Origin of the sequence: Thioalkalivibrio sp. ALE10, from assembly GCF_000381385.1 — a bacterium.
Lineage (GTDB): Bacteria > Pseudomonadota > Gammaproteobacteria > Ectothiorhodospirales > Ectothiorhodospiraceae > Thioalkalivibrio.
This window is the reverse complement of record NZ_KB906450.1, coordinates 389,894-413,523: the sequence shown is the minus strand read 5'-3', so window position 1 is coordinate 413,523 and position 23,630 is coordinate 389,894. Positions and strand designations below refer to the sequence as shown.

The following is a 23,630-nucleotide window of genomic DNA, read 5'->3' as shown; positions in this document are numbered from 1 at the left end:
CGACCAGGTGAGGCGTAAAGCGGGAGGCCCTTCCTCCCGGATTCGGGGCAGCCGGCGACCGCCGGCGACGCAGGCCGGGTTCCGCCGGCCCGGGCTCAGTCCACGAACAGCGAGCTCACGGACTCCTCGCGGTTGATGCGGCGGATGGTCTCCGCGAGCATCTCCGCGACCGAAAGCTGCCGGATCTTCGGACAGGCCTGCGCGTTGGGCTGGAGGGCCAGGGTGTCGGTCACCACCAGCTCGTCCAGCGCCGAACCGTTTATGTTATCAATCGCCGCGCCGGAAAGCACGGGGTGCGTGGCATAGGCGCTGACCGAGGAGGCGCCATGCTGCTTCAGCGCCTTCGCTGCCTGACACAGCGTGCCGGCCGTATCCACCAGGTCGTCGATGATGATGCAGGACTTGCCGCGCACGTCCCCGATGATGTGCATCACTTCGGATTCGTTGGCGCGCGGACGGCGCTTGTCGATGATGGCCAGGTCGGCATCGTCCAGCCGCTTGGCGATGGCGCGGGCGCGCACCACCCCGCCGACGTCCGGCGAGACCACCGTCAGGTCGCCGGAGACGTGCCGCCAGACATCGCCCAGCAGCACCGGCGAGGCATAGATGTTGTCCACCGGAACGTTGAAAAAACCCTGGACCTGATCGGCATGAACGTCGATCGTCAGCACGCGATCGGCGCCCACCGCCTCGATCATGTTGGCCACGACCTTGGCCGAGATCGGCACCCGCGCCGAGCGCACCCGGCGGTCCTGCCGGGCATAGCCGAAATACGGGATCACCGTGGTAATGCGGCCGGCCGAAGCGCGGCGCAGGGCATCCACCATGATCACGAGCTCCATGAGGTTCTCGTTGGTGGGCTGCCCGGTGGGCTGAATCAGGAAGACGTCGCGTCCGCGCACGTTTTCCAGGATCTCGACCTGGACCTCGCCGTCACTGAACCGGCCGACGGTCACCTTCCCCATCGGCAGGCCGAGGTGCTCGGCAACGCCCTGTGCCAGTCGCGGGTTGGCGTTCCCCGCGAAGATCATCATGCGACTCTTGTCGACCACGACTTGTCCCGGTCTGGGTGGTGCGGAACCGCGCCCGGATGGCGCGGTCTCCAGTAAGGAACCCCGGCCGGGGCCGGGGTTCGGGAATATGGCCCCTCGCCTTCGGCGCGGGGCGATTGTATGGCTGGGCCGGCAGGATTCGAACCTGCGCATGACGGGATCAAAACCCGTTGCCTTACCGCTTGGCTACGGCCCAGTAGAATGGCGGCCCGACTCGGGCAACCACGCCCGCAGGGGCGACTCGTTGCGCAGCCGGGTGACCCGGCTGCTCCAGGGCAGCGGCTGCTCCTCGCGTGCCCTCTCGGCCTCGGCGCGGTCGCGAAACAGTCCGAACACGCAACCGCCGGTTCCGCTCAGGCGGGCCCGGTCGGTCTGCGAGCCCAGCCAGTCCAGCGCCCGGGCGATGTCCGGATAGCGCGTCCGGACCACCGGTTCGAAGACGTTTCCAAATGCCGCGCCGTCGACCGCGTGCGAAATTCTCTCGGTGGGACAGTCGCGTGTCAATTCTCCTGATCCGAACATGGTTCCGGTGGCGACCGGGACACCGGGGTCGATCAGCAGCGCCCAGGGGCAGTCGGGCCGCACCGGGACCAGGGTTTCGCCCACGCCTTCGGCCCATGCGGCAAGGCCGCGCACGAAGACCGGCACGTCCGCGCCGAGACGCAGGCCGAGGTCGGCCAGCGTTGATTCGTCCAGGCCAAGCTCGAACAGATGATTCAGCGCAACCAGGGTGGTGGCGGCGTCGGAGCTGCCTCCGCCCACCCCGCCACCGACCGGAAGGCGCTTGTCGAGGTGGATCGTCACCCCCTCGTGCCGGCCGGCGGCCGCAAAGGCCATGCGGGCGGCGCGCACGCAGAGGTTTTCCGACCCGTCCACCGCATCCGCGGAGGCCATCGCCACCTCCCCGCCGGGGCGCGGCTCGAAGCGCAGCCGATCCTCCAGATCGATGAACTGGAACACGGTCTGCAGCTCGTGGTAGCCGTCCGTGCGCCGACCGGTGATGTGCAGGAAGCGGTTGATCTTCGCGGGCGCGGGGAAGATCTGCGCAAAGAGCTTGTCCATCAGGCGGATCCGTCTCCCATCTGCCACTGGCGGATCACGGCGCGCAGCGTGAGCGCATCGCGCTGCAGCTCCATGCGCACCGGCAGGGACTCGCCGTCGAATTCCTCGTACTCGCCGTATTCGATTTCCCAGCCGGCCTGACGGATGCGGATCGGACGCCCTTCGGCATCCACTTCGCGCTCGTAGGCATGCGCCGGGTCCGGGAGCCCGCGTACCCAGTAGACCATCCCCGACACCGGAATCGCATCGCCGGTGAGACGCTGCGCCAGGACATCCGGATCGCGCGCGCTGTGATGCTGGCCGTCGCGCGTCACCAGCCGCGCCGGCTGCCCCTCGGCGAGGGTCAATCGACCGCCACCCCGTCCCATCGGACCGGACAGATCGAGGATATGCGTACCCCCCTGCACCCGCCAGTTGAGCTGTGCGGACCAGTATTCACGCTCGGTATCCAGCCCCAGGCGGGCCACCAGGCGCCAGGTTTCGATGGCGGCGAGCCTCTCGCTGCGCTCCTCGAAGGCCCTTTGCGCGGCGTCGCCCCGGTCCACCTCGGGCAGGGCGGCACACCCGGCGAGCAGCATTACGGTCATCAGCGCGAGTGCCGCGCGCACACCCGACCCCCTCATTCGACTCATTCGAGCAGCTCGCGCCGGACCCGCTGCAGCCGCTCGTGTCCGGGTTCGCGCTCCAGCGCCTTCTCGAGCAGATCGCGCGCCTCGTCGCGCTCGCCCTGCTCCCACAACACGACGGCCAGATTACTGGCGATCTCGCCGTCCTCCATCATGCTCCAGGCCCGCCGCAACTGTTCCTCGGCCTCGTCCAGCCGCCCGAGCCTGTAGAGCACCCAGCCGTAGCTGTCGACCACGGCTGCGTCATCGGGACGCTGCTCGAGGGCCTGCGTGATCAGCTCGTAGGCCTCCTCGTAGCGGTCGGTCCGGTCGGCCAGGGTGTACCCGAGCGCGTTCATCGCCGTGGCATCGTCCGGTTCGTTGTCAAGGATCGTGCGGAAGTACTGCAGCGCCGCGTCCACCCGGTCCAGGCGCTCGTGGATCAGCCCGCGCAGATACAGCAGGTCGCTCTCCTCCGGGAAGGCATCCAGGGCCGCATTGGCGCGTTCCAGCGCACGTTCGTAGGCCTCTTCCTCGCGCAGGGTGTTGACCTCCACGACCCAGGCCTCGCGCGCCACGTCGGCGTCGTCGTGCGTCTGCAGTTCGTCGAACGCAGCGCGCGCCGCCCCGGCACCGTTTTCGCGCAGAGTCAGGGCCGCCAGGCGCAGCCGCGCATCCGCGCGAAACTCGCCCTCGCCGACCCGCTCGAAGAATGTCCTGGCCCGGTCCGCATCCCCCTCCAGTTCGTGCAGACGGCCCAGATAATAGGCCACCTCGTTCTCGCGCATGCCGCGGGCATCCAGGGCCTCCAGCTGCTCGCGCGCGGCCTCGTTCCAGCCGCTCTCGAGGCTCAGCAGGGCCAGCGTCAGGCGGGCCTCGTGGTCGTCGGGGGCCAGCTCTGCCAGCCGCGCGATCTCCTCCGGGCCCCGGTCGTCGTCGGCATGGTCGGTCAGCGCATGGGCGTAACCGATGCGGGCGTCGCGACTGTCCGGGTGGGCGGCGACGGCCTCGCGCATCAGGGCCAGGGCCTCGTCCCCGCGTTCGTCTCGCTCCAGGGCCTGTGCCCGCAACAGGTACAGGCTGATGGCGTCGGGATGCTGCTCGAGACCCCGCTCGGTGGCCTGCAGGGCCGCCCCGGTCGCCGCCCCGGTCGCGTCGAACCGCAGCGCAAGTTCGGCATACACTCGCCAGGTGTCGCGATCCCCTGCCCGCCGCGTGGCGAGGTGGTCCAGGGTCTCCAGCGCGTGGTCCCGGTTGTCGGCCTGCACCATCAGCGAGGCCAGCGATGAATAGGGACTGGCACCTTCCCGCGCGCGCCGCTGCATCAATTCATCCAGCAGCTGCGCGGCGGCCTCGACCTGCCCGGCGTCGATGCGCAGCAGCGCAACGATCTGTACCGCCTCCATGTGTTCGGGCGACAGGGCCAGCCAGCGCTCCCCGGAACGCAGGGCCTGCTCACGATCCCGCGCGAACAGGGCAATGCGGGTGGCCCGCTCGGCGATCTCCGGGTCGTGGCTCAGCGCCGCCGCCGCACCGTAGAAGGCCGCCGCATCGGCGGTCTGCCCGGAACGCACGGCGATCTCGCCGGCAAGCACGCTGAACATCAGCGCCGCCTCCGGATCCTCCTGCAATCCGCTCTCGGGCAGGGTCACGATCTCCGGGGCGTCGGTTTCCAGCGGCTCGCCGGCACCGAGCGAATGGTGCGCACAGCCGCTGACAAGGAGGACAACGGCCGCGGCCAGCAGGGTTCGGGTCATAAAGGCTTTCCATGCATGTCAGCTTTCAGTGAGACGGCACCGGGCCGCGCCAGGTTCCTTCGGGCCCGGCATCCGGATTCCTGCGCACTGTACCGAACCCTTTCACCGCGTACACTACTGACCCGCAGGGGACGTTTTGCGGCACAATACGCAGGTTATGCTCTTCGCACTCGGAATCAATCACAAGACGGCGCCGGTCGAGATCCGCGAGCGGCTGTCGGTCAGCCAGCACGAACTGGACGATGCGCTGCATTCGCTGCGCTCCGGCGTGCGGCTGCCGGAGAGTGCGATCCTCTCCACCTGCAACCGCACCGAGGTCTATTTCCGCGAGAGCGGGGAAGACAGCGAACACCGAGTGGTGGACTGGCTGGGCGGCTACCACGGGATCGACCGCGCCGAACTGCGGCCCTATCTCTACCTGCACCACGACGGCTCGGCGGTACGCCATACCCTGCGGGTCGCCAGTGGTCTGGATTCGATGGTGCTGGGCGAACCGCAGATCCTCGGCCAGATGAAGACCGCCTACCAGTACGCCCATGACGCCGGCACCCTCGGACTGTCGCTGGAGCGGCTGTTCCAGCACGCCTTCGCCACCGCCAAGGACGTGCGCACCGAGACCGCGATCGGCCAGAGCGCGGTCTCGGTGGCCTTCGCCGCGGTGTCCCTGGGGCGGCAGATCTTCGGCGACCTCAAGCCACTGACCGCGATGGTGGTGGGCGCCGGCGAGACCATCGAACTGGCCCTGCAGCACCTGCGGGGCCTCGGTATCGGCCGGGTGATCGTGGCCAACCGGACCGAGGAACGCGCGCGCAGCGTGGCCGAACGCTTCGACGGCGAGCCCATCGGCCTGGACCATCTGGGCGAACGCCTGCCGGAGGCCGACATCGTGATCTCCTCCACCGCCGCGCCGGTACCGATCCTCGGCAAGGGGGCAGTGGAGCGTGCGCTGCGCAAGCGCCGCCGCAAGCCGATGTTCATGGTCGACATCGCGGTCCCGAGGGACATCGAACCCGAAGTCGGCCAGCTGGAGGACATCTACCTGTACACGGTGGACGACCTCCAGGAAGTGATCGACGACAACATGGCCTCGCGTCAGGCCGCCGCGGAACAGGCCGAGGAGATCATCAACCAGCGCGCCGGCGAGTTCATGCGCTGGCTGCGCGCGCGCGACTCCATCGACAGCATCCGTCAGCTGCGCGAACGCGCGGAGACGGTGAAGGACGAGACCGTGGAGCGCGCCCTGGCGATGATCCGCGCCGGGCGCTCGCCCGACGAGGTCCTGCCCTGGCTGGCGCACACCCTCACCAACAAGCTGATGCACCACCCCTGCAAGAGTCTCAACACTGCGGCCCACGAGGGCGACGCCCGCCTGCTGGAGGCCGCGCATCAGCTGTTCCAGCTGCCCGAACGCGAGGACGACCCCGGACATGACCGCGGGCGTGATCAAGGGCCTGAGCACGGTCATGCCCCGGGGCATGACCACGGCGCGGAACCCGACGACACCAGGGACGACGCGTGAAGGATTCCTTTCGCGCCAAACTGGAGGGCCTGGCCGAACGCCACGCCGAGATCGCCGGCCTGCTCGCCACGCCCGATGCCGCCGAGGACCCCGAGCAGCTGCGCCGGCTGTCGCAGGAATACAGCCAGCTGGAACCGGTGGCCGAGGCGTGGAAGGCATGGAACGAAAACCGCGCCGCGCTGGAGGAAGCGCGCGCGATGCTCGAGGACGACGACCCCGAACTGCGCACGATGGCCGAGGGCGAGATCGAGACCCTCAGTGCACGCAACGAGGAACTGGAGGCCGAACTCTACCGCCACCTGATCCCGAAGGATCCGCACGACGACGCCAACGTGTTCCTCGAGATCCGCGCCGGCACCGGCGGTGACGAGGCCGCACTGTTCGCCGGCGATCTGCTGCGCATGTACAGCCGCTACGCGGAACAGCGCCACTGGCAGCTGGAGATCCTGTCGGCCAGCGAGGGCGAACACGGCGGCTACCGCGAGGTGATCGCCCGCCTCGCCGGCCAGGGGGCCTATTCGCGGCTGAAGTTCGAATCCGGCGCCCACCGCGTGCAGCGCGTACCCGAGACCGAATCCCAGGGCCGCATCCACACCTCGGCGGCCACGGTCGCGATCCTCCCGGAACTGGAGGAGGTCGAGATGCCGGAGATCAACCCGGCCGACCTGCGCGTGGACACTTTCCGCTCCTCCGGTGCCGGCGGCCAGCACGTGAACAAGACGGATTCCGCCGTGCGCCTGACCCACCTGCCCACCGGCATCGTGGTCGAATGCCAGGAAGAGCGCTCCCAGCACAAGAACCGCGCCCGCGCGATGAACTTCCTCGCCGCGCGGCTGTACGAGGACGAACGCGCCGCGCAGGCCGAGGCCCAGAGCGCCGAGCGCAAGGGTCTGGTGGGCAGCGGCGACCGCTCGGAACGGATCCGCACCTACAACTTCCCCCAGGGGCGGGTCACCGACCACCGCATTAATCTGACGCTGTACAAGCTGGAGCAGGTGATGGCCGGCGACCTCGACCCGGTGATCGACCCGCTGATCCACGAGCACCAGGCGGAACAGCTCGCCTCCCTCGCCGACGCCTGATGGACCACCCGGCCACGCTGGACGCCCTGCTGGCCAGCCTGCGCAACCGGCTGCAGGAGGCCGGCGTGGAGGCCGCCGGCCTGGAGGCACGCCTGCTGCTCGGCATGGCCACCGGCCTGAGCACCGCGCAACTCATCGCGCGCGGCGGCGATGCCCCCGGCCCCACGCAGGCAGCCGCGGCCGAGGCGTTGTGCCGGCGCCGCCTGCAGGGCGAACCGATCGCCCACATCCTCGGCCGGCGCGGCTTCTGGACCCTGGATCTGGGGGTCTCCCCGGCCTGCCTGATCCCGCGCCCCGAGACCGAGGTGCTGGTCGAGGCCGCGCTGGGGGTCATCGATGCGGCGCCGGGAGAACACCCCCGGGTGCTGGACGCGGGCACCGGCTCCGGGGCCATCATCCTTGCGCTCAAGGCCGAACGGCCGGCGATCGACGGCTTCGCCAGCGACACCAGCCTCGACGCCCTAACCCACGCCCGCGCCAACGCCCGCGAACTGGATCTGGACGTCCGCTTCTTCGCCGGGGCCTGGCTGCAACCGCTGGCGCCGGCCGCGCGTTTCGACCTGATCGTCTCCAATCCGCCGTACATCGCCCCCGACGACCCGCATCTGCAACGCGGCGACCTGCGCTTCGAACCCCGCGGTGCGCTGGTCGCCGCGGAAGCGGGACTGGCGGACCTGCATCAACTGATCGCCACCGCACCCGATCACCTGACGGACGACGGCTGGCTGCTGCTGGAACACGGATTCGACCAGGAGCTGGCGGTACGGGCACGACTGGAGATCGGGCCGTGGACGGACATCACGACCTGGCCGGACACCGCCGGTCATCCCCGCGTGACCGGGGCACGCCTGCGGGCCCGGCGCTGACTGACAGACATGCCGAGGCCCCCGGCGCATGCACCGGGGGCCCTGCGTGCCATGCTCCGGACCGGCGAGCGGCCCGACGCCACATCACGGACGCGGCAGCGGCAGTGGCAGCTTGAGGTGGATGCTGCCGGAGGAACGCCGGTCACGATGCTCCCGCGGCCCCGAACGGTGCGAACGACCGTAGTAGTGATGATGGTAGTGCCGTTCCGCGCCGCGGTGGCCGGGTCCACGCCCGCGCGAATGACCGCGCCGGGAATGCTTGTGGCCGCGCGCACCCGGATGCCCGCGCTTGTGCTTGTGGCCACGACTCCCGGGATGCCCGCGCTTGTGCTTGTAACCGCGTTTGCCCGAGCGCCGATCATGGCGGACCTCCTGCAGGCCCTCGACCGAGAACTGCAGCGTGGCCCCGCCGGATGCCCCCTTGACCGGTGTCGCGGCCTGGGCCGGTGCCACGACCACAAAGGCGAGCAGTGCGGCGGGCACGACCACGGCGGTCAGACGCTGCAGGATGGATTTTTGTTCAGGGTTCATGGGACGCCTCCTTCCCTTTCTCTTCTGGCCGGATTGCCGGGAACCAGACTAGCCCTCCCGACTGAACCCCCCTTGAACCGCCTGCCGCGTTGCGTGAAGTCCCCCGCAGTTCCGGCACGCTGCCCGCGCGGCCATGTGACGGAGTTACAATCCACCCATGAATGACGACGAGCTCCTGCGCTACGCACGCCAGATCATGCTGCCCGGCATCGGGGTCGAGGGCCAGGAAAGCCTGCGCCGGGCGCATGCGGTGGTGATGGGCGTGGGCGGGCTGGGTTCGCCGGTAGCGGCCTATCTGGCCGCGGCCGGGGTCGGCCGGCTGACCCTGGTGGACCCGGATCACGTCGAGGCCAGCAACCTGCAGCGCCAGATCCTGCACGGCGAGGCCGACGTGGGCGCGGACAAGGTTGCCTCCGGCGCGCAGCGCCTCGCGGCGCTGAACAGCGCCTGCCGGGTGGAGACCCGCGCCGAACGGCTGGACGCGGACGCGATGCGCGCGCTGTTCGCCGGGGCCGACGTGGTGCTGGACGGCACCGACCATTTCGCCGCGCGTGGCGCGATCAACCGCGCGGCGGTGGCCGCCGGCACGCCGCTGGTCTCCGGCGCGGTGATCCGCTTCGAGGGCCAGCTCACCACCTTCGATTTCCGCGACCCGCAGGCGGCCTGCTACCACTGCCTGTACGGCGACGAAGGGGCGGACGAGGACACCTGCGCGACCAGCGGGGTGCTGGCGAGCCTGCCGGGGGTGGTCGGGAGCCTGCAGGCGACCGAGGCCCTCAAGCTGCTGGCCGGCCTGCCGACCCTGGCGGGCCGCCTGCTGCTGATCGACGGCCTGCACATGCAGTTCCGCGAGATCGGCCTGCAGCGCGACCCGGCCTGCCCGGTCTGCGGGGATCCCCCGTAGGAGGCCAGCCCCTGGCCGATTCGGCGCCGGAGACAGCCCGGACGCCCGATCGGCCGGAGGGCCGGCCTCCCACAGGGGGTTTACCCGATCGGCCAGGGGGCTGGCCTCCTGCGGGGCACGGGGCGCCCCCCTGTTCGCAGGGCGTCGACCGACCGGCCGATGCGGCCCTATTGCGAGGTGTCGGGCCCCGGCGGCTGCGCGCTGTCCGCACGGCACAGGGCCTCGGCATCCACCGCATCGAAGACGTACTGCGCGTTGCAGAACTCGCAGGTGACCTCGATGCGGCCCTGCTCGGCCAGGATCGAACGGATCTCGTCCACCCCGAGGTTCTGCAGGGTGGTGGCCACGCGCTCGCGCGAACAGTGGCAGTGGAATTCCACCGTGGAGCCGTCGAACAGGCGCACGCGCTCCTCGGCGAACAGCCGCCCCAGCAGCGAGCCGGCGTCCAGCTGCAGCAGTTCGGCCGCCGTGGTGGTTTCGGCCAGGGTGGTCGCGCGGTTCCAGTCCTCGCTGTCGCGCGACAGCGGCTGCCCGCTGTCATCCGGCAGCCCCTGCAGCAGCATGCCCGCGGCGCGCTGGCCATCGGCGGCCAGCCACACCCGCGTGGGGAGCTGCTCGGACTGCTCGAAATACCCGTCCAGGGCGTCGGCCAGGGTCTGCCCGCGCAGCTCCACCACGCCCTGATAGCGCTCGCCGCCGTCCCCGGGGTCCAGGGTCATCATCACCCGCGCGTCCTCGCCCAGGATCGCATCCAGCGAGCCGTCCTCCGGCGGGGTCTCGTGATAACGGGCCACGCCGCGCAGATGGCCCTGCCCGTCGGCCTGTGCCACCAGCATGTGCAGCGGCCCGGACCCCGTGACCTGCAGGATCAGCGAGCCCTTGAACTTGAGCGTGGCGGCGACCAGGGTGACCGCGGCGCAGGCCTGCCCCAGCAGGTCGCGCACCACCGGCGGGTAGGGGTGGCGCTCCAGCACCGCCTGCCATGCCCGGTCGAGGTGCACCCATTCGCCGCGCACCCCGGTGTTTTCCAGCATGAAGCGGTGCAGGGTATCGGCTTCGCGCGCGGATGCCGCGCCCATGCCCGCATCACTCATGCCTGATCCAGGCGTTCCTTCAGCCGCTCGTTCACCTGGGCGGGGTTGGCCTTGCCCTGGGTGGCCTTCATCACCTGGCCGACGAAGAACCCGAACAGCTTGTCCTTGCCGCCCTTGTACTGCTCGAGCTGCTTCGGGTTGTTCGCGATCACCTCGTCGATGATGGCGTCGATCGCGCCGGTGTCGGTGATCTGCTTGAGCCCCTTGGCCTCGATCACGCTGTCGGCATCGCCCTCGCCGTTCCACATCGCCTCGAACACCTCCTTGGCGATCTTGCCGGAGATGGTCTCGTCCTGGATGCGCGCCAGCAGCCCGGCCAGCGCCCCGGCATCCACCGGGGCCTCGGCGAGCTCCACCTCGGAGCGGTTGAGCGCGGCGGAGAACTCGCCCATCACCCAGTTGGCGGCCAGCTTGGGCGCATTGCAGCCCCGCACCACCGCTTCGTAGAAATCCCCCATCTCACGGTTCGCGGTGAGCACGCCGGCATCGTATTCCGGCAGTTCGTACTCGCGCACGAAACGCTCGCGCTTGGCGTCGGGCAGCTCCGGCAGGCGACCGCGGATCTCCTCGATGAAGCCCTGATCGACCTCCACCGGCAGCAGGTCCGGATCGGGGAAGTAGCGGTAGTCGTTGGCCTCTTCCTTGGTCCGCATCGAACGCGTCTCGTCGCGGTCCGGATCGTACAGCCGGGTCTCCTGCACCACGCGGCCGCCACCCTCGATCACGTCGATCTGGCGTTCGATCTCGAAGTTGATCGCACGCTCGACGAAGCGGAAGGAGTTGAGGTTCTTCAGCTCCGCGCGGGTACCGAACTCCGCCTGCCCCTTCGGGCGAACGGAGACGTTGGCGTCGCAGCGGAAACTGCCCTCCTGCATGTTGCCGTCACAGATGTCGAGGTAGCGCACCAGCGAGTGCAGCTTCTTCATGTAGGCGACCGCCTCCTTCGCCGAACGCAGGTCCGGCTCGGAGACGATCTCCACCAGCGGGGTGCCGGCGCGGTTGAGATCGATGCCGGTCATCGCCTCGAAGCCTTCGTGCAGGCTCTTGCCGGCGTCTTCCTCGAGGTGCGCACGGGTCACGCCGACGCGCTTGGTGGTGCCGTCCTCCAGCTCGATGTCCAGATGCCCGCTGGCTACGATCGGCAGCTCGAACTGCGAGATCTGGTAGCCCTTGGGCAGGTCCGGGTAGAAGTAGTTCTTGCGCGCGAAGACCGAGCGGCCGGCCACCTCGGCGTCGATCGCCAGGCCCAGCATCACCGCGCGCTCGACCACCCCGCGGTTGAGCACCGGCAGCACGCCGGGCATGCCCAGGTCCACCGGGCAGGCCTGACGGTTGGGCTCGGCGCCGTAGGCGGTGGGCGCCCCGGAAAAGATCTTGGAGACGGTATTGAGCTGGGCGTGAATCTCCAGCCCGATGACGGTTTCCCATTCCATGCTGCGACCCCTCAGGCAAAGGCCGACGGCACGCGGGCGTGCCAGTCGGTCTCCTGCTGAAACTGGTGTGCGACGCCGATCATGCGCGCCTCGTCGAAATAGTTGCCGATCAGCTGCAGCCCGACCGGTAGCCCCTGCACCTCGCCCGCCGGCAGCGACATCGCCGGCAGCCCCGCCAGATTGGCGGCGATGGTGTAGATATCCGAGAGGTACATCTTGACCGGGTCGGCGCTCTTGGCTCCCAGCTCGAACGGCAGTTCCGGCGTGGTCGGGCCCAGCAGCAGATCGACGTCGGCGAACACCCGGCGGAAGTCGTCGGCGATCACCCGGCGGACCTTCTGCGCCTTGAGATAGTAGGCGTCGTAGTAGCCGGCGGACAGCACATGGGTACCCACCATGATGCGCCGCTTCACCTCCGCGCCGAAGCCCTCGCCGCGCGAACGCGTGTACAGGTCCAGCAGGTCCTGCGGATCCTCGCAGCGATAGCCGTAGCGCACGCCGTCGAAGCGCGACAGGTTGGACGAGGCCTCGGCCGGGGCCACCACGTAGTAGGCCGGCACCGACAGGTGGCTGTTGGGCAGGCTGACCTCGCGGATCTCGGCGCCACGTTCGCGCAGCACCCGGATCGCCTCGTCCAGTACGGCGCGGATGCCGTCATCCAGGCCTTCGCCGAAGAACTCCTGCGGCAGACCGATGCGCAGCCCGGTGAGGTCGGCGTCCAGCGCTGCGGTGAAGTCCTCGGCCGGGCGTTCGAGGCTGGTCGAGTCGCGCTCGTCGAACCCGGCCATGGCATTGAGCATGTGCCCGCAGTCCTCGGCCGAGGCCGCCATCGGCCCGCCCTGATCCAGGCTGGAGGCGAAGGCAATCATGCCGTAGCGCGAGACCCGGCCGTAGGTCGGCTTGAGCCCGGTGATGCCGCAGAACGCGGCCGGCTGGCGGATGGAACCGCCGGTGTCGGTACCGGTCGCGCCGGGCACCAGACGCGCGCCCACCGCGGCCGCGGAACCGCCCGAGGAGCCGCCCGGGACCCGCGCGGTGTCCCAGGGGTTGTGCACCGGACCGTAGAAACTGGTTTCGTTGGACGAACCCATGGCGAACTCGTCCATGTTGGTCTTGCCCAGCATCACCGCGCCGGCGGCGTGCATGCGCTCGACCACCGTGGCGTCGTAGGGCGAGACGAACGGGTCCAGCATGCGCGAGCCACAGGCGGTGCGCACGCCGCGGGTGCAGAAGATGTCCTTCTGCGCTACCGGCACGCCCAGCAGCGGGGCCTCCTCGCCCTGCGCCAGACGCGCATCGGCGGCGTCCGCCTGCTCCAGCGCGGACTCGGCGGTTACGGTGACGAAGCTGTTGAGATCCGCATCCAGACGCTCGATGCGGTCCAGGTACAGGCGGGTGAGCTCGCGCGAGCTGATCTCTCGGGCGCGCAGCTTGCGTACCCAGTCGGAGAGGGTTTCCTGGGTCATGGACTCGGGACTCTTTCCTTCAAGCGTGGCTGAAAGCGGCGCACAGGGCGCGCCGCAGGCGATTCGGCGGATGACGCGTCATTCAATGACGCGCGGCACCAGGTAGAGCCCCCCTTCCACCGCCGGGGCAATGGCCTGGTAGGCGTCGCGCCGGTCGGGCTCGGTGACCGCGTCCGGGCGCAGGCGCTGGGCCGCGTCCATCGGATGGGCCATCGGCTCCACCCCCTCGATGTCGGCGCCGTCGAGCTGCTCGACGAAGTCGAAGATGTCACTCAGCCCGCCGGCAAACTCGCGGGCCTGGTCGTCATCCATCGCCAGACGCGAAAGCTCGGCGATGCGCTGGACGTGTTCGGTGTCTACGGACATGGCTTGCGGACCCTCGCTGCGGGCGATAACGGAACACTCAGGGATACGCTGAGACGGAGCGCAAACTTACCACAACCCCGACCTTGCCCAAACCCGGGGCGGTTGCTAGAGTCCGTGGCTTTCCCGCCGACCATGCAAGCAGGTTCGTTCCCCATGCTCAAACGCCTCCTGGGGCTGTTCTCCAACGACATCTCCATCGACCTCGGCACGGCCAATACGCTGATCTACATGCGCGGCCAGGGCATCGTGCTCAACGAACCCTCCGTCGTGGCCATTCGTCAGGACCGGGGCCCCGGGGGACCACGCTCCATCGAGGCCGTCGGCATCGAGGCCAAGAAGATGCTCGGGCGCACACCGGAACACGTGGTGACCATCCGGCCGATGAAGGACGGCGTGATCGCCGACTTCACCACCACCGAGAAGATGCTGCAGTACTTCATCAAGAAGGTGCACGAACGGCGGATCTTCCGCCCCAGCCCGCGGGTGCTGGTCTGCGTGCCCTGCGGCGCCACTCAGGTGGAGCGCCGCGCGATCCGCGAATCCGCCTTCGGCGCCGGGGCGCGCAAGGTCTACCTGCTGCAGGAACCGGTGGCCGCGGCGATCGGCGCCGGCATCCCGCTGGACGAGGCGGTCGGCTCCATGGTGCTGGACATCGGCGGCGGCACCTCCGAGGTGGCCGTGCTGTCGATGAACGGCATCGTCTACTCCGAGTCGGTGCGCATCGGCGGCGACACCTTCGACGAGGCCATCATGGCCTACGTGCGCCGCAACTACGGCGTACTGATCGGCGAGGCCACGGCCGAACGCATCAAGCATGCGGTGGGTTCGGCTTATCCGGGCAAGGAGCTGCTGGAGATCGAGGTCAAGGGCCGCAACCTGTCCGAAGGCGTGCCGCGCTCGTTCACCCTGAACTCCAACGAGATCCTCGAGGCCCTGCAGGATCCGCTGTACGGGATCGTCTCCGCGGTGCGCACGGCACTGGAACAAACCCCGCCCGAGCTGGGTTCCGATGTCGCCGAACGCGGTATCGTGCTGACCGGCGGCGGGGCGATGCTGCAGCAGATCGACCGTCTGCTGATGGAGGAAACCGGCATCCCGGTGGTCGTGGCCGATGATCCCCTCACCTGCGTCGCCCGCGGAGGCGGCCGGGTTCTGGAAATGCTCGACGAGAAGCGGGTCGACTTCCTCTCCATGGAGTAAACTCCGGTCCCGGGCGCGTCCCCGGGAGTCGCCCCGCGTTCCGGAGGTTCGGTTATAAGCAAGCCGCTGTTCAGACTGGGCATCTCGCCCACGCTGCGTCTGCTGGTCGTGGTCCTGGCCGGGATCGCGCTGATGGTGCTCGACCACCGTCTGAACGAACTGCAGACGGTGCGCAGCGTGCTCGCGACCGTGGCCTACCCGATCCAGGTCGCGGTGGATGCGCCCATCCGCGCGGGCTCAAGGGTGCTGGAATCGTTCTCCAGCCGCGAGGACCTGGTGGTGGAGAACCGCATCCTGCGGCGCGAGAACAGCGAGCTGCGCGCCCGCCAGCTGCGCTTCGAGGCATTGCAGGCGGAGAACGACCGCCTGCGCGCCCTGCTCAACACCGCCCGTCAGGCCGACGAGGAGGTCCAGGTCGCGCAGATCCTTGCGGTGGACCTGGATCCCTTCCGCCAGCAGATCGTGCTCGACAAGGGACAGCGCGATGCGGTGTATGCCGGCCAGCCGGTGATCGACGCCGACGGCGTGGTCGGGCAGATCCTCTCCGCGCAACGCTCCAGCGCCACGGCGCTGCTGATCTCCGACCCCGGACATGCCCTGCCGGTGCTCAGCGCCCGCACCGGCCTGCGCGGCATCGTCGTCGGCACCGGCAACCCTCAGCGCCTGCACATGCGCCACGTCCCGCCACAGGAAGACATCGAGGAGGGTGACCTGCTGCTGACCTCGGGGCTGGGCGGTCGTTTTCCTGCAGATTACCCGGTCGCGCGCGTCACCTCGGTGGAACGCCCGCCGGGCGAGCCCTTTCTCGCCATCGAGGCGGAACCGCTGGCCGCGCTGGACCGCTCGCGCGAGGTGCTGCTGCTGTGGATGCAGGACCGCGAACGCAACGCGATCCCCACGCCGCTGCCCGCCGAAAGCGAAACCGAATCCGCGCCGGCGCCATGAGTGGCGGCGCGGGCGTTCCCTGGCCGATCCCGCTGAGCCTGCTGGCGGCCCTCGCGCTGGCGATCGTGCCCCTGCCCGCGGGCCTCGCGCTGCTGCGACCCGAATGGGTAGCGCTGGTCCTGATCTACTGGGCCATGGCCTTCCCCCAGCGGGTCGGGGTGTTCACGGCTTTCGGCGCCGGTCTGCTGCTCGATGTCCTGCAGGGCCAGCTGCTGGGCCAGAACGCCGTTGCGATGGCCCTGGTGGCCTACCTCACCATCCAGCTGCATTCACGCCTGCGGGTCTATCCGTTGTGGCAGCAGATGATCGTGGTCACCGGCCTGATCGCCCTGTATAAGCTCACCGCCCTGTGGCCGCAGGGCCTGGCCGGCCTGCCGCCGGGCACCCCGTGGTACTGGGCGCCCGTGCTCAGCAGCGCTCTGATATGGCCGCTGATCTTCGTGCTGCTGCGCGACGTGCGCAAGCGCTGGCTGCTGCACCTGACCTGATCCACCCGTGGCCATCGCACCCGGAAGGCCGGCTGCGGCATACTCTCCCGGCCATTCAGTCGTGACCCCTTCGGAGGCCCCATGGACCCGAACAAGCAAACCGAGATCGAGGCCGCGGTTTTCCGGCGGCTGCTGCAGCATCTGGACGAGCGCAAGGACGTGCAGAACATCGATCTGATGAACCTCGCCGGTTTCTGCCGCAACTGCCTGTCCAAATGGTATGTCGCGGCCGCCGAGGAACGCGGCGAGTCCATTGACTACGAGGCCGCCCGCGAGATCGTCTACGGCATGCCCTACGCCGAGTGGAAGGAGCGGTATCAGAAACCGGCCAGCAACGAGCAGCTGGAGGCATTCGCACAGAACCGCCCCGACGACGACCATGCATGATCACGGCCTGATCGATACCCCGGAGGCGCTGCAGGCATTCCTGCAGGCCGTCCGGGGTGCCCCGTGGATCGCGCTGGACACCGAGTTCCTGCGCGAAAAGACCTACTACCCGAAGCTCTGCCTGATCCAGGCGGCCACCCCGGAGCACATCGCCAGCATCGACCCGCTGGCGCTGGACGTAAAACGGCTGGCCCCGCTGCTGCACGACCGTTCCGTCACCAAGGTCTTTCACTCCGCCTGGCAGGACATGGAAATCCTGCTGCGCGAGACCGGCGACGTACCCGCACCGGCCTTCGACACCCAGATTGCCGCGGCGATGCTCGGTCACGGCGATCAGGTCGGCTATGCCAATCTGGTCCGCGCGGTGCTGGACCACGAACTGGACAAGAGCCAGACCCGCACCGACTGGTCGCGCCGTCCGCTGGATTCGGAGCAGCTGGCATATGCCGCCGACGATGTGCGCTATCTCGCGGCCCTGTACCAGCAGATGCACGCGGAACTGGAGAGCAGCGGGCGCCTGGAATGGCTGCAGCCGGAGATGGACGCCCTCGCCGACCCCGAGGCCTACCGCACGGATCCCGAGGCGGCCTGGCGCCGGGTCTCCGGACACAAGCGCCTGAAACCGCGCGAACTCTCCGTACTCCAGGGCGTGGCCGCGTGGCGCGAACGCACGGCGCAGAGCAGCGACCGGCCGCGCAAGTGGGTCCTGAGCGATGACCTGCTGCTGGAGATCGCCCGCCGGGCACCCGCAGGGAGCGCGCAACTGCGCGGACTGCGCGGTTTCCCCTCGGGCATGAACGACGATCGGGTGAAGGGCCTGCTGGAGGCGATTCGGGCAGGACGCGAACGTCCGCAGTCGGAATGGCCGGCATTGCCGAAGCAGAAGCCGCTGTCCGAGGCCGACGAGGTGCTCGCCGACATGGCCATGGCCCTGCTGCGCGAACTCGCCCGCCGGCAGGAGATCACGCCCGCGGCCATCGCCCAGCGCAAGGATGTTGTGGAACTGGTGCGCGGACGCCTGCAAGACAGCCGCCTCGGCAGCGGCTGGCGCCATCACGTGGCGGGTGCCGAGATCCAGCGCTGGCTGAACGGCGAAACCGCGTTGTCACGCGACCCCGCAAACGGACTCGAACTGAAATCCACGGCCGGATGAGGCCGTCGGCTTTCTCCCGCGGGACGGGAGGGGCGGACCACCCGCTCCCGCGCGCCCCTTTCTCAGGCGGCCTTGTAAACGCCGCGACGCGGCGACGTCAGACGACCCTGACGCTTGAGGTAGGCCAGCGTCTGGCTGATGTTGCGGGTATCCAGCCCGGCCTTCTCGGCCTCGGCCTTGATGTCCTTCACGCTCATTTCGGGCTGAGAGGCCACGATGTCGCACAGTTTCTGGCTGATGGAACCGCTGCCACCGCGGCGACCGCCACGCCCCGACGCGGCCTTGCGGCGCCCGCCGACGCGTCCGCCCAGTTCTTCAATCTGGCGGTCGATCTCACGCAGCTCCGCCTTGTGCCGGGCCACCATTTCGCGGCGTTTTTCCCTCAGCGCTTCGCGCTTTTCCTTGCGCTCGGCTTCCTTGCGTTCCTCTTCCTCGCGCTCGCGTTCGCGCGCCAGGGCATAAAGTTCCTCGGCCGAGAGTTCGGAGGCCTTCTTGTCATCCACGGTCATGCTTTTCTCCATTGTTCGTTTCGTTATCTGCCCGCTCCGGAGGACTTACATACCGGAGCGGGCCACAGGCACAAAATGTTGTGTTCGATCCATCTTTTGACAAATATGCCACGAAACCCGGCGCGAAACCAAAACATCGCATGAATCTCGACCCTGAAACCCGCGACCGCATTTGCCGACGCACGCGTTCCTTTTATATCGAGGCCACCGGCCACCCGGCGTCTTCCACCCCGGCGGTTCTTTTTGATCTGCGCGGCCGCGCCGCCGGTCAGTTCCGGGTCCACCGCGGACATGCAGCCATCCGTTTCAACCCCGAGGCTTTTGTACGCGACTGGAATACGCATTTCCCGGAAACCATTGCACACGAAGTCGCCCACGCCGCGGTGCATGTCCTTTATCGCGGACGCCGGGTCCGTCCGCACGGCGCGGAATGGCAGGCCATCATGCATCACCTGGGGGTGGCACCGCGGGTGCGGCATGCCACCCCGCTCACACCCGCACGCCGGCAACGAACCTATGCTTATATCTGCGACTGCACCCACCACGCGCTCAGTCCGCAACGACATGCCCTGATCCAAAAAAAGGGGTATCGCTACCAGTGCCGGCATTGCGGGGGCTGGCTGCGCCCGGCCGAATGACACACCGCCGGGCTCCGGAGGCGCACGGGAAGGTCTGTTATCATGCCTGCCCGGTTTCGCAGCCAATCCCGCAGCCGGCGTTCCGACCAGGACCTCGCAATCGCATGAAGAGCAAAGCCCTCGACGCCACCCACCCCAGCGCCGGCGAATCCTGGCGCCTGTTCCGCCGCATCTTCGAGTTCATCAAGCCCTACTGGCGCATGGGGATCGTGGCGATCATCTCGATGATCCTGGCCGCCGCCGGACAGGCCGCCTTCGCCTGGATCATCCAGCCGCTGGTGGATGGCACGTTCATCGAACAGGACCCCGACGCGCGCATCTGGGTCCCCCTGGGGCTGGTCGGGATCTTTTTCTTCTATGCGTTCACCACCTTTGCCGCGCAGTACACCGTGGCCTGGGTCGGACGCAAAGTGGTCAAGGACATCCGTCAGGCGGTATTCGATCAGTATCTGCGACTGCCGGCGGGGTTCTTTGATCGCCATTCCTCCGGCACCCTGCTGGCCAAGCTGACCTATAACGTCAATCAGATCAGTGCCGCGGCCTCCAAGGCCATCCTGATCCTGGTGAAGGACAGCTTCACCATCCTGTTCCTGCTGATGTACATGACCTGGCTCAGTGGCTGGCTGATGCTGATCGTGTTCGGACTGGCACCGGCGGTAGCCCTGGTGATCAAGGGGGCGAACAAGCGTTTTCGCAAGTTCAGCCGGCGCATGCAGCGTTCGGTGGGGGATTATGCCCAGGTTGCGGAGGACAGTATCCGCGGGCATTCGGAGGTCAAGATCTTTGGCGCCGAGGACTATGAATCCGACCGCTTTCGCAAGATCAATGACCGCCACCACCGCCAGTTCATGCGTTACAAGACGGTGGAGGCCGCCAGCCAGCCACTGTCACAGTTCGGTGCGGTCATCGCGCTCGCGATCATCGTTTATCTCGCCACCATGGACATGGTGATGGACACCATCACCCCCGGGGGCATGATTTCGTTCATCGCGGCCATGCTCCTGCTGCTTCCGCCGCTCAAGCGGGTGGTCAAGGTCAACTCGGAGATCCAGAAGGCGCTGGCCGCGGGCGAGAGCGTGTTCGAGGTCCTGGACACCACCCCGGAACCGGATCACGGCGAACGCCGACTGGAGCGGGCGGAGGGGCATATCGAGGTCGACCGTGTCTGGTTCCGCTATCCCCAGACCGAAGACTGGGTGCTGCGCGACATCTCGCTGGAGATCCGGCCCGGGCAGACCGTGGCCCTGGTCGGACGTTCCGGCAGCGGCAAGAGCACCCTGGCAAGTCTGGTCCCGCGCTTCTACGAACCCGAACATGGGCAGGTGCGCCTGGACGGCCATCCGGTGCGGGAATATCCACTGCGCGACCTGCGCGGGCAGATGGCGCTGGTCAGCCAGCAGGTGGTGCTGTTCAATGACACCGTGGCCAACAACATCGGCTACGGCCTGGCGCGCGAACCCTCCGCCGAGGAGCTGCACGAGGCTGCGCGCGCGGCCAACGCCCTGGAGTTCATCGACGACCTGCCCGACGGCTTCGACACCGTGGTGGGCGAGAACGGCGTGATGCTCTCCGGCGGGCAGCGGCAACGACTGGCAATCGCCCGCGCCCTGCTCAAGGACGCACCCATCCTGATCCTCGACGAGGCCACCTCGGCGCTGGACTCGGAGTCCGAGCAGAAGATCCAGGACGCCCTGGAACAGCTGATGCGCGGGCGCACGACCCTGGTGATCGCGCATCGCCTGTCCACGGTGGAGGACGCCGACCGCATCCTGGTGCTGGACGACGGCCGGGTGGTGGAATCCGGTACGCACAACGAGCTGATGGAGGCCGGCGGGCATTACGCCGCGCTGCAGAAGGGCCAGTTCGGCGAGGAGGAACAGGCCGGCCCCGAAGAGTGATCCTCCGGCGGTGACCGGAGAGGCTGCGATTCAAACGGATGCGCCCGGAGAGTGAGTTATCCGGCGGTTCCGGGGAGTGACCCGGGCCCTGTCGGTTCGCGTGCGAGCACGCTTCCACGGGCGGGGTGATGCGAACAGAAAGGTGGGAGCGTGCTCGCACGCGAACATGGCCGGTGGACGCGCTCGATCCGGCCATAACCGATCGGCAGGTTCTGTGCCAGAAAGCCAGGCGGCGCCCGCGCGGAATCAGACAGTCGCCACCGTCTCTTCCAGCACATCCAGGACCCGCGCCACGGCGCCGCGCCCGGAGGCCACCACATCCTGGCCGGCTACGGCCATGCGCCGCCCTAGTTCCAGGTCGTCGAACAGTTCGGCCAGAGCCGCGCCCAGCGCGTCGCCATCGGCGACCTCGATGCGGGCATCCACGGCATCCAGGGCGCGAGCGACGGCGGCGAAATTCGACACATCCGGACCGGTGAGCACCGGTCGCCCCAGGGCCGCCGGCTCCAGCAGGTTCTGTCCGCCCAGTGGCACCAGACTGCCACCGACGAAGGCCACGTCGGCCGCCGCGAGATAGAGCCCCATCTCGCCGAGGGTATCCCCCAGCAGCACGTCGGCCTCGCCCTCCGCGCGGCCGGGTGCGTCCGCCTGCAGCGAGCGTCGCGCCACCGACAGGCCTGCGTCTGTGGCCGCCCGGGCCACCGTATCGAAACGCTGCGGGTGGCGCGGCACCCAGATCAGCCGCGCGTCCGGGTGGCGCCTGCGCAAGGCGGCATGGGCCGCCAGCAAGGCCTCGTCCTCGCCCTCGCGGGTACTGACCGCCGCCCACACCGGCACCTCCGCGGACCACAGGGCGGCGCGCAGCGCCGCGCCCCCCTCGGCCCCCGCAGGCGGGTCGCGATCGAATTTCAGGTTGCCGCCCACCTCGACCCGCGACGGCGGCGCGCCGAGGATGCGAAAGCGCTCCGCCGCAGCGGCATCCTGCGCGAGGATCCGCCGCGGCACGCCCAGCACCTCGCCGATCAGTGGCTGCCGGCCCTGATAACGCCGGAACGCACGATCCGAGAGCCGGCCGCTGGCCAGCACCAGGGGCACCCCGGCGCGCTCGCAGGCCGCGAACAGATGCGGCCACAGCTCGGTCTCCACGATCACCCCGGCACGCGGTCGGGCGGCGGCCACGAAGCGCCGCACGGCCCCGGGGAGATCCAGCGGCAGGAAACGGTGGTGGACGTTCTCGATACCCGCCGCCGTGATCCGCGCCGCGCCCTCGGGCGTGGTGGTGGTCACCAGCACGGGCACTTCGGGGAAGCGCTCGCGCAGCCCCCGTATCAGCGGCAGGGCGGCCTCCACCTCGCCCACCGAGGCGGCATGCACCCACCACGCCCCCGACGGCGGCGCGGCACCCCGGCCCAACCATTCCAGGCGGCGCGCCGCCGGTACGTGGTTGCGCGCGGCACGCCGCCACAGGACCGCGCCCATGACCAGCCCCAACAGGCGCGACAGGACCGCGTAGCCGGCGCGCCGCATCAGGAGCGTTCCGTCTCCAGAAGCGCCGCCGCCTCCTGCAGGGAACGGATCCGGCGTGCCTGCGGATCCGCCTGCAGCGCGACCGTCTGTTCCGCATCCGGGGTCTCCGGGGCGAACAGCAACCGCGTGCCCACCCCGGCACGGCGCGCAGCCTCCAGGTCGGAGGGGCGGTCCCCGACGAGTACCGAATGCGCCAGATCCACGTCCAGCGCGTCCCGCGCCCGCAGCAGCATGCCCGGAGCGGGTTTGCGGTCCGGACAGTCGCGCCGCCAGGGCTCCAGCGCATCGCGCGGATGGTGCGGGCAGTGATAGACCGCATCCAGACGTCCGCCGCGTTCGGCAAACCGCGCCCGCATCCACTGCGTCAGCCGCTCGAAGTCGTCCTCGCCGTAGTACCCGCGACCGATTCCGGACTGGTTGGTGACCACCACCACGGGGTAGCCGGCGGCACCGGCCCGGGCCACCAGCTCGAAGATCCCGGGCATGAAATCGAAATCCTCGGATCGGTACACATAGGCGTGATCCACGTTGATCACGCCGTCACGGTCGAGGAACAGCGCCGGCCGGCTCACGGGGCCCCGTCGCCCTGCGCGCGGGCAACCAGGGCATCTTCCAGCACGGCGCACAACAGATGCCCGATGAGCCCGTGCACCTCCTGCACCCGCGCGGTCGCGGCGTCCGGCACCGCCAGCAGGTGGTCCACCGCGGGGCCGGCGGGCAGCCCCCGCGCGCCGGTCAGCGCGACCGTGGTCAGGCCCTGGCGCCCGGCGGCTTCCAGCGCGCGCAGCACATTGGGCGACTCGCCCGAGGTGGTGAAGCCGACCAGTACGTCGCCGGGACGCCCCAGCGCCTCGACCTGGCGCGCAAATACTTGCTCGTAACCGAAGTCGTTGGCGATGGCCGTCAGCACCGAGGTGTCGGTGGTCAGCGCAACCGCCGCCGCGCCCGGTCGCACCACGCGGTAACGGCACACGATCTCGGCCGCGATGTGCTGGGCATCCGCCGCACTGCCGCCGTTGCCCGCAAGCAGGATCTGGCCGCCGGCATCCAGGCTGGCCAGCCAGCGCCGCGCGACGGCCTCCACTTCCCCGAGGAATCCCGCATCCTCGGCCAGTTGTCCGAACAGCCGGCTGGCGGCCTGCAACTCT

The 23,630-nt window shown here is 69.0% G+C and carries 24 protein-coding genes and 1 tRNA gene; 11 read left to right on the top strand and 14 right to left on the bottom strand.

The annotated features are described in order from the left end of the window. Window positions 1–95 precede the first annotated feature (95 nt). The 5 genes from F788_RS0102020 to F788_RS0102000 form a co-directional block, all read right to left on the bottom strand. On the bottom strand, window positions 96–1,052 hold the full coding sequence (locus F788_RS0102020; RefSeq protein WP_018869810.1) for a ribose-phosphate diphosphokinase: 957 nt from the start codon (window positions 1,050–1,052) through the stop codon (window positions 96–98). A 121-nt stretch (window positions 1,053–1,173) separates the two neighbouring features. After that, window positions 1,174–1,248, bottom strand: a tRNA-Gln gene (locus F788_RS0102015). Further along, window positions 1,239–2,114, bottom strand: coding sequence for a 4-(cytidine 5'-diphospho)-2-C-methyl-D-erythritol kinase (ispE, locus tag F788_RS13515; RefSeq protein WP_026300785.1), 876 nt, complete (start codon window positions 2,112–2,114; stop codon window positions 1,239–1,241). The genes F788_RS0102015 and ispE overlap by 10 nt, the downstream gene beginning before the upstream one ends. Next, window positions 2,114–2,737, bottom strand: coding sequence for a lipoprotein insertase outer membrane protein LolB (lolB, locus tag F788_RS0102005; RefSeq protein ID WP_196800557.1), 624 nt, complete (start codon window positions 2,735–2,737; stop codon window positions 2,114–2,116). The genes ispE and lolB overlap by 1 nt, the downstream gene beginning before the upstream one ends. A gap of 5 nt (window positions 2,738–2,742) precedes the next feature. Beyond that, window positions 2,743–4,476 (bottom strand): tetratricopeptide repeat protein, encoded by a 1,734-nt coding sequence (locus tag F788_RS0102000; protein WP_019589108.1) that lies wholly within the window; start codon window positions 4,474–4,476, stop codon window positions 2,743–2,745. Between the two features lie 157 nt (window positions 4,477–4,633). Here F788_RS0102000 and hemA point away from each other — a divergent pair, with 157 nt between their 5' ends. Genes hemA through prmC form a run of 3 tightly spaced genes read left to right on the top strand, consistent with a single transcriptional unit; the run spans window position 4,634 to window position 7,943 of the window. Beyond that, a complete protein-coding gene (gene hemA, locus F788_RS0101995; protein WP_019589107.1) occupies window positions 4,634–5,995 on the top strand; it encodes a glutamyl-tRNA reductase in 1,362 nt (453 codons plus the stop codon). Next, window positions 5,992–7,077, top strand: coding sequence for a peptide chain release factor 1 (prfA, locus tag F788_RS0101990; protein ID WP_019021481.1), 1,086 nt, complete (start codon window positions 5,992–5,994; stop codon window positions 7,075–7,077). The genes hemA and prfA overlap by 4 nt, the downstream gene beginning before the upstream one ends. After that, window positions 7,077–7,943 carry a peptide chain release factor N(5)-glutamine methyltransferase gene (gene prmC, locus F788_RS0101985; RefSeq protein WP_019589106.1) on the top strand — a complete coding sequence of 289 codons (867 nt, stop codon included), beginning with the start codon at window positions 7,077–7,079 and terminating at the stop codon, window positions 7,941–7,943. Before prfA ends, prmC begins: the two co-directional genes overlap by 1 nt. 84 nt (window positions 7,944–8,027) lie before the next feature. On the opposite strand, the gene F788_RS0101980 is transcribed toward prmC, so the two are convergent. Further along, window positions 8,028–8,474 (bottom strand): hypothetical protein, encoded by a 447-nt coding sequence (locus tag F788_RS0101980; protein WP_018869804.1) that lies wholly within the window; start codon window positions 8,472–8,474, stop codon window positions 8,028–8,030. A gap of 157 nt (window positions 8,475–8,631) precedes the next feature. Here F788_RS0101980 and F788_RS0101975 point away from each other — a divergent pair, with 157 nt between their 5' ends. Next, window positions 8,632–9,378 (top strand): molybdopterin-synthase adenylyltransferase MoeB, encoded by a 747-nt coding sequence (locus F788_RS0101975; protein ID WP_018869803.1) that lies wholly within the window; start codon window positions 8,632–8,634, stop codon window positions 9,376–9,378. Between the two features lie 167 nt (window positions 9,379–9,545). Here the strand turns inward: F788_RS0101975 and hslO are convergent, their stop codons facing one another. The 4 genes from hslO to gatC all read right to left on the bottom strand — a co-directional run bounded on the left by hslO (window position 9,546) and on the right by gatC (window position 13,737). After that, window positions 9,546–10,472, bottom strand: a complete 927-nt coding sequence (hslO, locus tag F788_RS0101970) for an Hsp33 family molecular chaperone HslO (RefSeq protein WP_019589105.1) — start codon at window positions 10,470–10,472, stop codon at window positions 9,546–9,548. After that, window positions 10,469–11,905: an Asp-tRNA(Asn)/Glu-tRNA(Gln) amidotransferase subunit GatB gene (gene gatB / locus F788_RS0101965; protein WP_019589104.1), complete on the bottom strand. Its 1,437-nt coding sequence runs from the start codon at window positions 11,903–11,905 to the stop codon at window positions 10,469–10,471. The genes hslO and gatB overlap by 4 nt, the downstream gene beginning before the upstream one ends. A gap of 11 nt (window positions 11,906–11,916) precedes the next feature. Beyond that, window positions 11,917–13,371 carry an Asp-tRNA(Asn)/Glu-tRNA(Gln) amidotransferase subunit GatA gene (gene gatA / locus F788_RS0101960; RefSeq protein ID WP_019569547.1) on the bottom strand — a complete coding sequence of 485 codons (1,455 nt, stop codon included), beginning with the start codon at window positions 13,369–13,371 and terminating at the stop codon, window positions 11,917–11,919. Between the two features lie 78 nt (window positions 13,372–13,449). Continuing rightward, complete coding sequence (gatC, locus tag F788_RS0101955) at window positions 13,450–13,737, bottom strand: Asp-tRNA(Asn)/Glu-tRNA(Gln) amidotransferase subunit GatC (protein ID WP_019569546.1); 288 nt, start codon at window positions 13,735–13,737, stop codon at window positions 13,450–13,452. Between the two features lie 153 nt (window positions 13,738–13,890). On the opposite strand from gatC, the gene F788_RS0101950 reads away from it, so the two are divergent. From F788_RS0101950 to rnd, 5 genes are all read left to right on the top strand, one after another. Continuing rightward, complete coding sequence (locus F788_RS0101950) at window positions 13,891–14,937, top strand: rod shape-determining protein (RefSeq protein WP_018869798.1); 1,047 nt, start codon at window positions 13,891–13,893, stop codon at window positions 14,935–14,937. 81 nt (window positions 14,938–15,018) lie between these two features. Then, window positions 15,019–15,882: a rod shape-determining protein MreC gene (gene mreC, locus F788_RS0101945; RefSeq protein ID WP_369772465.1), complete on the top strand. Its 864-nt coding sequence runs from the start codon at window positions 15,019–15,021 to the stop codon at window positions 15,880–15,882. Further along, window positions 15,879–16,370: a rod shape-determining protein MreD gene (gene mreD / locus F788_RS0101940; RefSeq protein WP_019569544.1), complete on the top strand. Its 492-nt coding sequence runs from the start codon at window positions 15,879–15,881 to the stop codon at window positions 16,368–16,370. Before mreC ends, mreD begins: the two co-directional genes overlap by 4 nt. Before the next feature lie 81 nt (window positions 16,371–16,451). Continuing rightward, window positions 16,452–16,757, top strand: a complete 306-nt coding sequence (locus F788_RS0101935) for a DUF1244 domain-containing protein (protein WP_018869795.1) — start codon at window positions 16,452–16,454, stop codon at window positions 16,755–16,757. Then, complete coding sequence (rnd, locus tag F788_RS0101930) at window positions 16,750–17,910, top strand: ribonuclease D (RefSeq protein ID WP_019589102.1); 1,161 nt, start codon at window positions 16,750–16,752, stop codon at window positions 17,908–17,910. The genes F788_RS0101935 and rnd overlap by 8 nt, the downstream gene beginning before the upstream one ends. 62 nt (window positions 17,911–17,972) lie before the next feature. On the opposite strand, the gene F788_RS0101925 is transcribed toward rnd, so the two are convergent. Next, a complete protein-coding gene (locus tag F788_RS0101925; protein WP_026332673.1) occupies window positions 17,973–18,419 on the bottom strand; it encodes a hypothetical protein in 447 nt (148 codons plus the stop codon). A gap of 140 nt (window positions 18,420–18,559) precedes the next feature. Between F788_RS0101925 and F788_RS0101920 the strand changes: the two genes are divergently transcribed. Both F788_RS0101920 and msbA read left to right on the top strand, forming a co-directional pair. Next, a complete protein-coding gene (locus F788_RS0101920; RefSeq protein WP_019589100.1) occupies window positions 18,560–19,057 on the top strand; it encodes a SprT-like domain-containing protein in 498 nt (165 codons plus the stop codon). A 104-nt stretch (window positions 19,058–19,161) separates the two neighbouring features. Next, window positions 19,162–20,955: a lipid A export permease/ATP-binding protein MsbA gene (msbA, locus tag F788_RS0101915; RefSeq protein ID WP_019589099.1), complete on the top strand. Its 1,794-nt coding sequence runs from the start codon at window positions 19,162–19,164 to the stop codon at window positions 20,953–20,955. A 246-nt stretch (window positions 20,956–21,201) separates the two neighbouring features. Here the strand turns inward: msbA and F788_RS0101910 are convergent, their stop codons facing one another. Genes F788_RS0101910 through F788_RS0101900 form a run of 3 tightly spaced genes read right to left on the bottom strand, consistent with a single transcriptional unit; the run spans window position 21,202 to window position 23,626 of the window. After that, window positions 21,202–22,482, bottom strand: a complete 1,281-nt coding sequence (locus F788_RS0101910; protein WP_019589098.1) for a 3-deoxy-D-manno-octulosonic acid transferase — start codon at window positions 22,480–22,482, stop codon at window positions 21,202–21,204. Next, window positions 22,482–23,054, bottom strand: coding sequence for a D-glycero-beta-D-manno-heptose 1,7-bisphosphate 7-phosphatase (gmhB, locus tag F788_RS0101905; RefSeq protein WP_018869789.1), 573 nt, complete (start codon window positions 23,052–23,054; stop codon window positions 22,482–22,484). Before gmhB ends, F788_RS0101910 begins: the two co-directional genes overlap by 1 nt. Continuing rightward, the gene (locus F788_RS0101900) at window positions 23,051–23,626 is read right to left on the bottom strand and encodes an SIS domain-containing protein (RefSeq protein ID WP_019592834.1); all 576 of its coding nucleotides are present in this window, start codon (window positions 23,624–23,626) and stop codon (window positions 23,051–23,053) included. The genes gmhB and F788_RS0101900 overlap by 4 nt, the downstream gene beginning before the upstream one ends. Window positions 23,627–23,630: the final 4 nt, after the last annotated feature.

Excerpts from the sequence above, each read along its gene's own strand:
- gatB (WP_019589104.1), bottom strand. The coding sequence starts at position 11,905 with ATGGAATGGGAAACCGTCATCGGGCTGGAGATTCACGCCCAGCTCAAT.
- gatC (WP_019569546.1), bottom strand. The coding sequence starts at position 13,737 with ATGTCCGTAGACACCGAACACGTCCAGCGCATCGCCGAGCTTTCGCGT.
- rnd (WP_019589102.1), top strand. The coding sequence starts at position 16,750 with ATGCATGATCACGGCCTGATCGATACCCCGGAGGCGCTGCAGGCATTC.
- F788_RS0102000 (WP_019589108.1), bottom strand. The coding sequence starts at position 4,476 with ATGACCCGAACCCTGCTGGCCGCGGCCGTTGTCCTCCTTGTCAGCGGC.
- prmC (WP_019589106.1), top strand. The coding sequence starts at position 7,077 with ATGGACCACCCGGCCACGCTGGACGCCCTGCTGGCCAGCCTGCGCAAC.
- F788_RS0101925 (WP_026332673.1), bottom strand. The coding sequence starts at position 18,419 with ATGACCGTGGATGACAAGAAGGCCTCCGAACTCTCGGCCGAGGAACTT.
- mreD (WP_019569544.1), top strand. The coding sequence starts at position 15,879 with ATGAGTGGCGGCGCGGGCGTTCCCTGGCCGATCCCGCTGAGCCTGCTG.
- F788_RS0101950 (WP_018869798.1), top strand. The coding sequence starts at position 13,891 with ATGCTCAAACGCCTCCTGGGGCTGTTCTCCAACGACATCTCCATCGAC.
- msbA (WP_019589099.1), top strand. The coding sequence starts at position 19,162 with ATGAAGAGCAAAGCCCTCGACGCCACCCACCCCAGCGCCGGCGAATCC.
- F788_RS0101980 (WP_018869804.1), bottom strand. The coding sequence starts at position 8,474 with ATGAACCCTGAACAAAAATCCATCCTGCAGCGTCTGACCGCCGTGGTC.
- F788_RS0101910 (WP_019589098.1), bottom strand. The coding sequence starts at position 22,482 with ATGCGGCGCGCCGGCTACGCGGTCCTGTCGCGCCTGTTGGGGCTGGTC.
- lolB (WP_196800557.1), bottom strand. The coding sequence starts at position 2,737 with ATGAGGGGGTCGGGTGTGCGCGCGGCACTCGCGCTGATGACCGTAATG.
- F788_RS0101975 (WP_018869803.1), top strand. The coding sequence starts at position 8,632 with ATGAATGACGACGAGCTCCTGCGCTACGCACGCCAGATCATGCTGCCC.
- ispE (WP_026300785.1), bottom strand. The coding sequence starts at position 2,114 with ATGGACAAGCTCTTTGCGCAGATCTTCCCCGCGCCCGCGAAGATCAAC.
- gatA (WP_019569547.1), bottom strand. The coding sequence starts at position 13,371 with ATGACCCAGGAAACCCTCTCCGACTGGGTACGCAAGCTGCGCGCCCGA.
- hemA (WP_019589107.1), top strand. The coding sequence starts at position 4,634 with ATGCTCTTCGCACTCGGAATCAATCACAAGACGGCGCCGGTCGAGATC.
- hslO (WP_019589105.1), bottom strand. The coding sequence starts at position 10,472 with ATGAGTGATGCGGGCATGGGCGCGGCATCCGCGCGCGAAGCCGATACC.
- F788_RS0101920 (WP_019589100.1), top strand. The coding sequence starts at position 18,560 with ATGAATCTCGACCCTGAAACCCGCGACCGCATTTGCCGACGCACGCGT.
- F788_RS0101935 (WP_018869795.1), top strand. The coding sequence starts at position 16,452 with ATGGACCCGAACAAGCAAACCGAGATCGAGGCCGCGGTTTTCCGGCGG.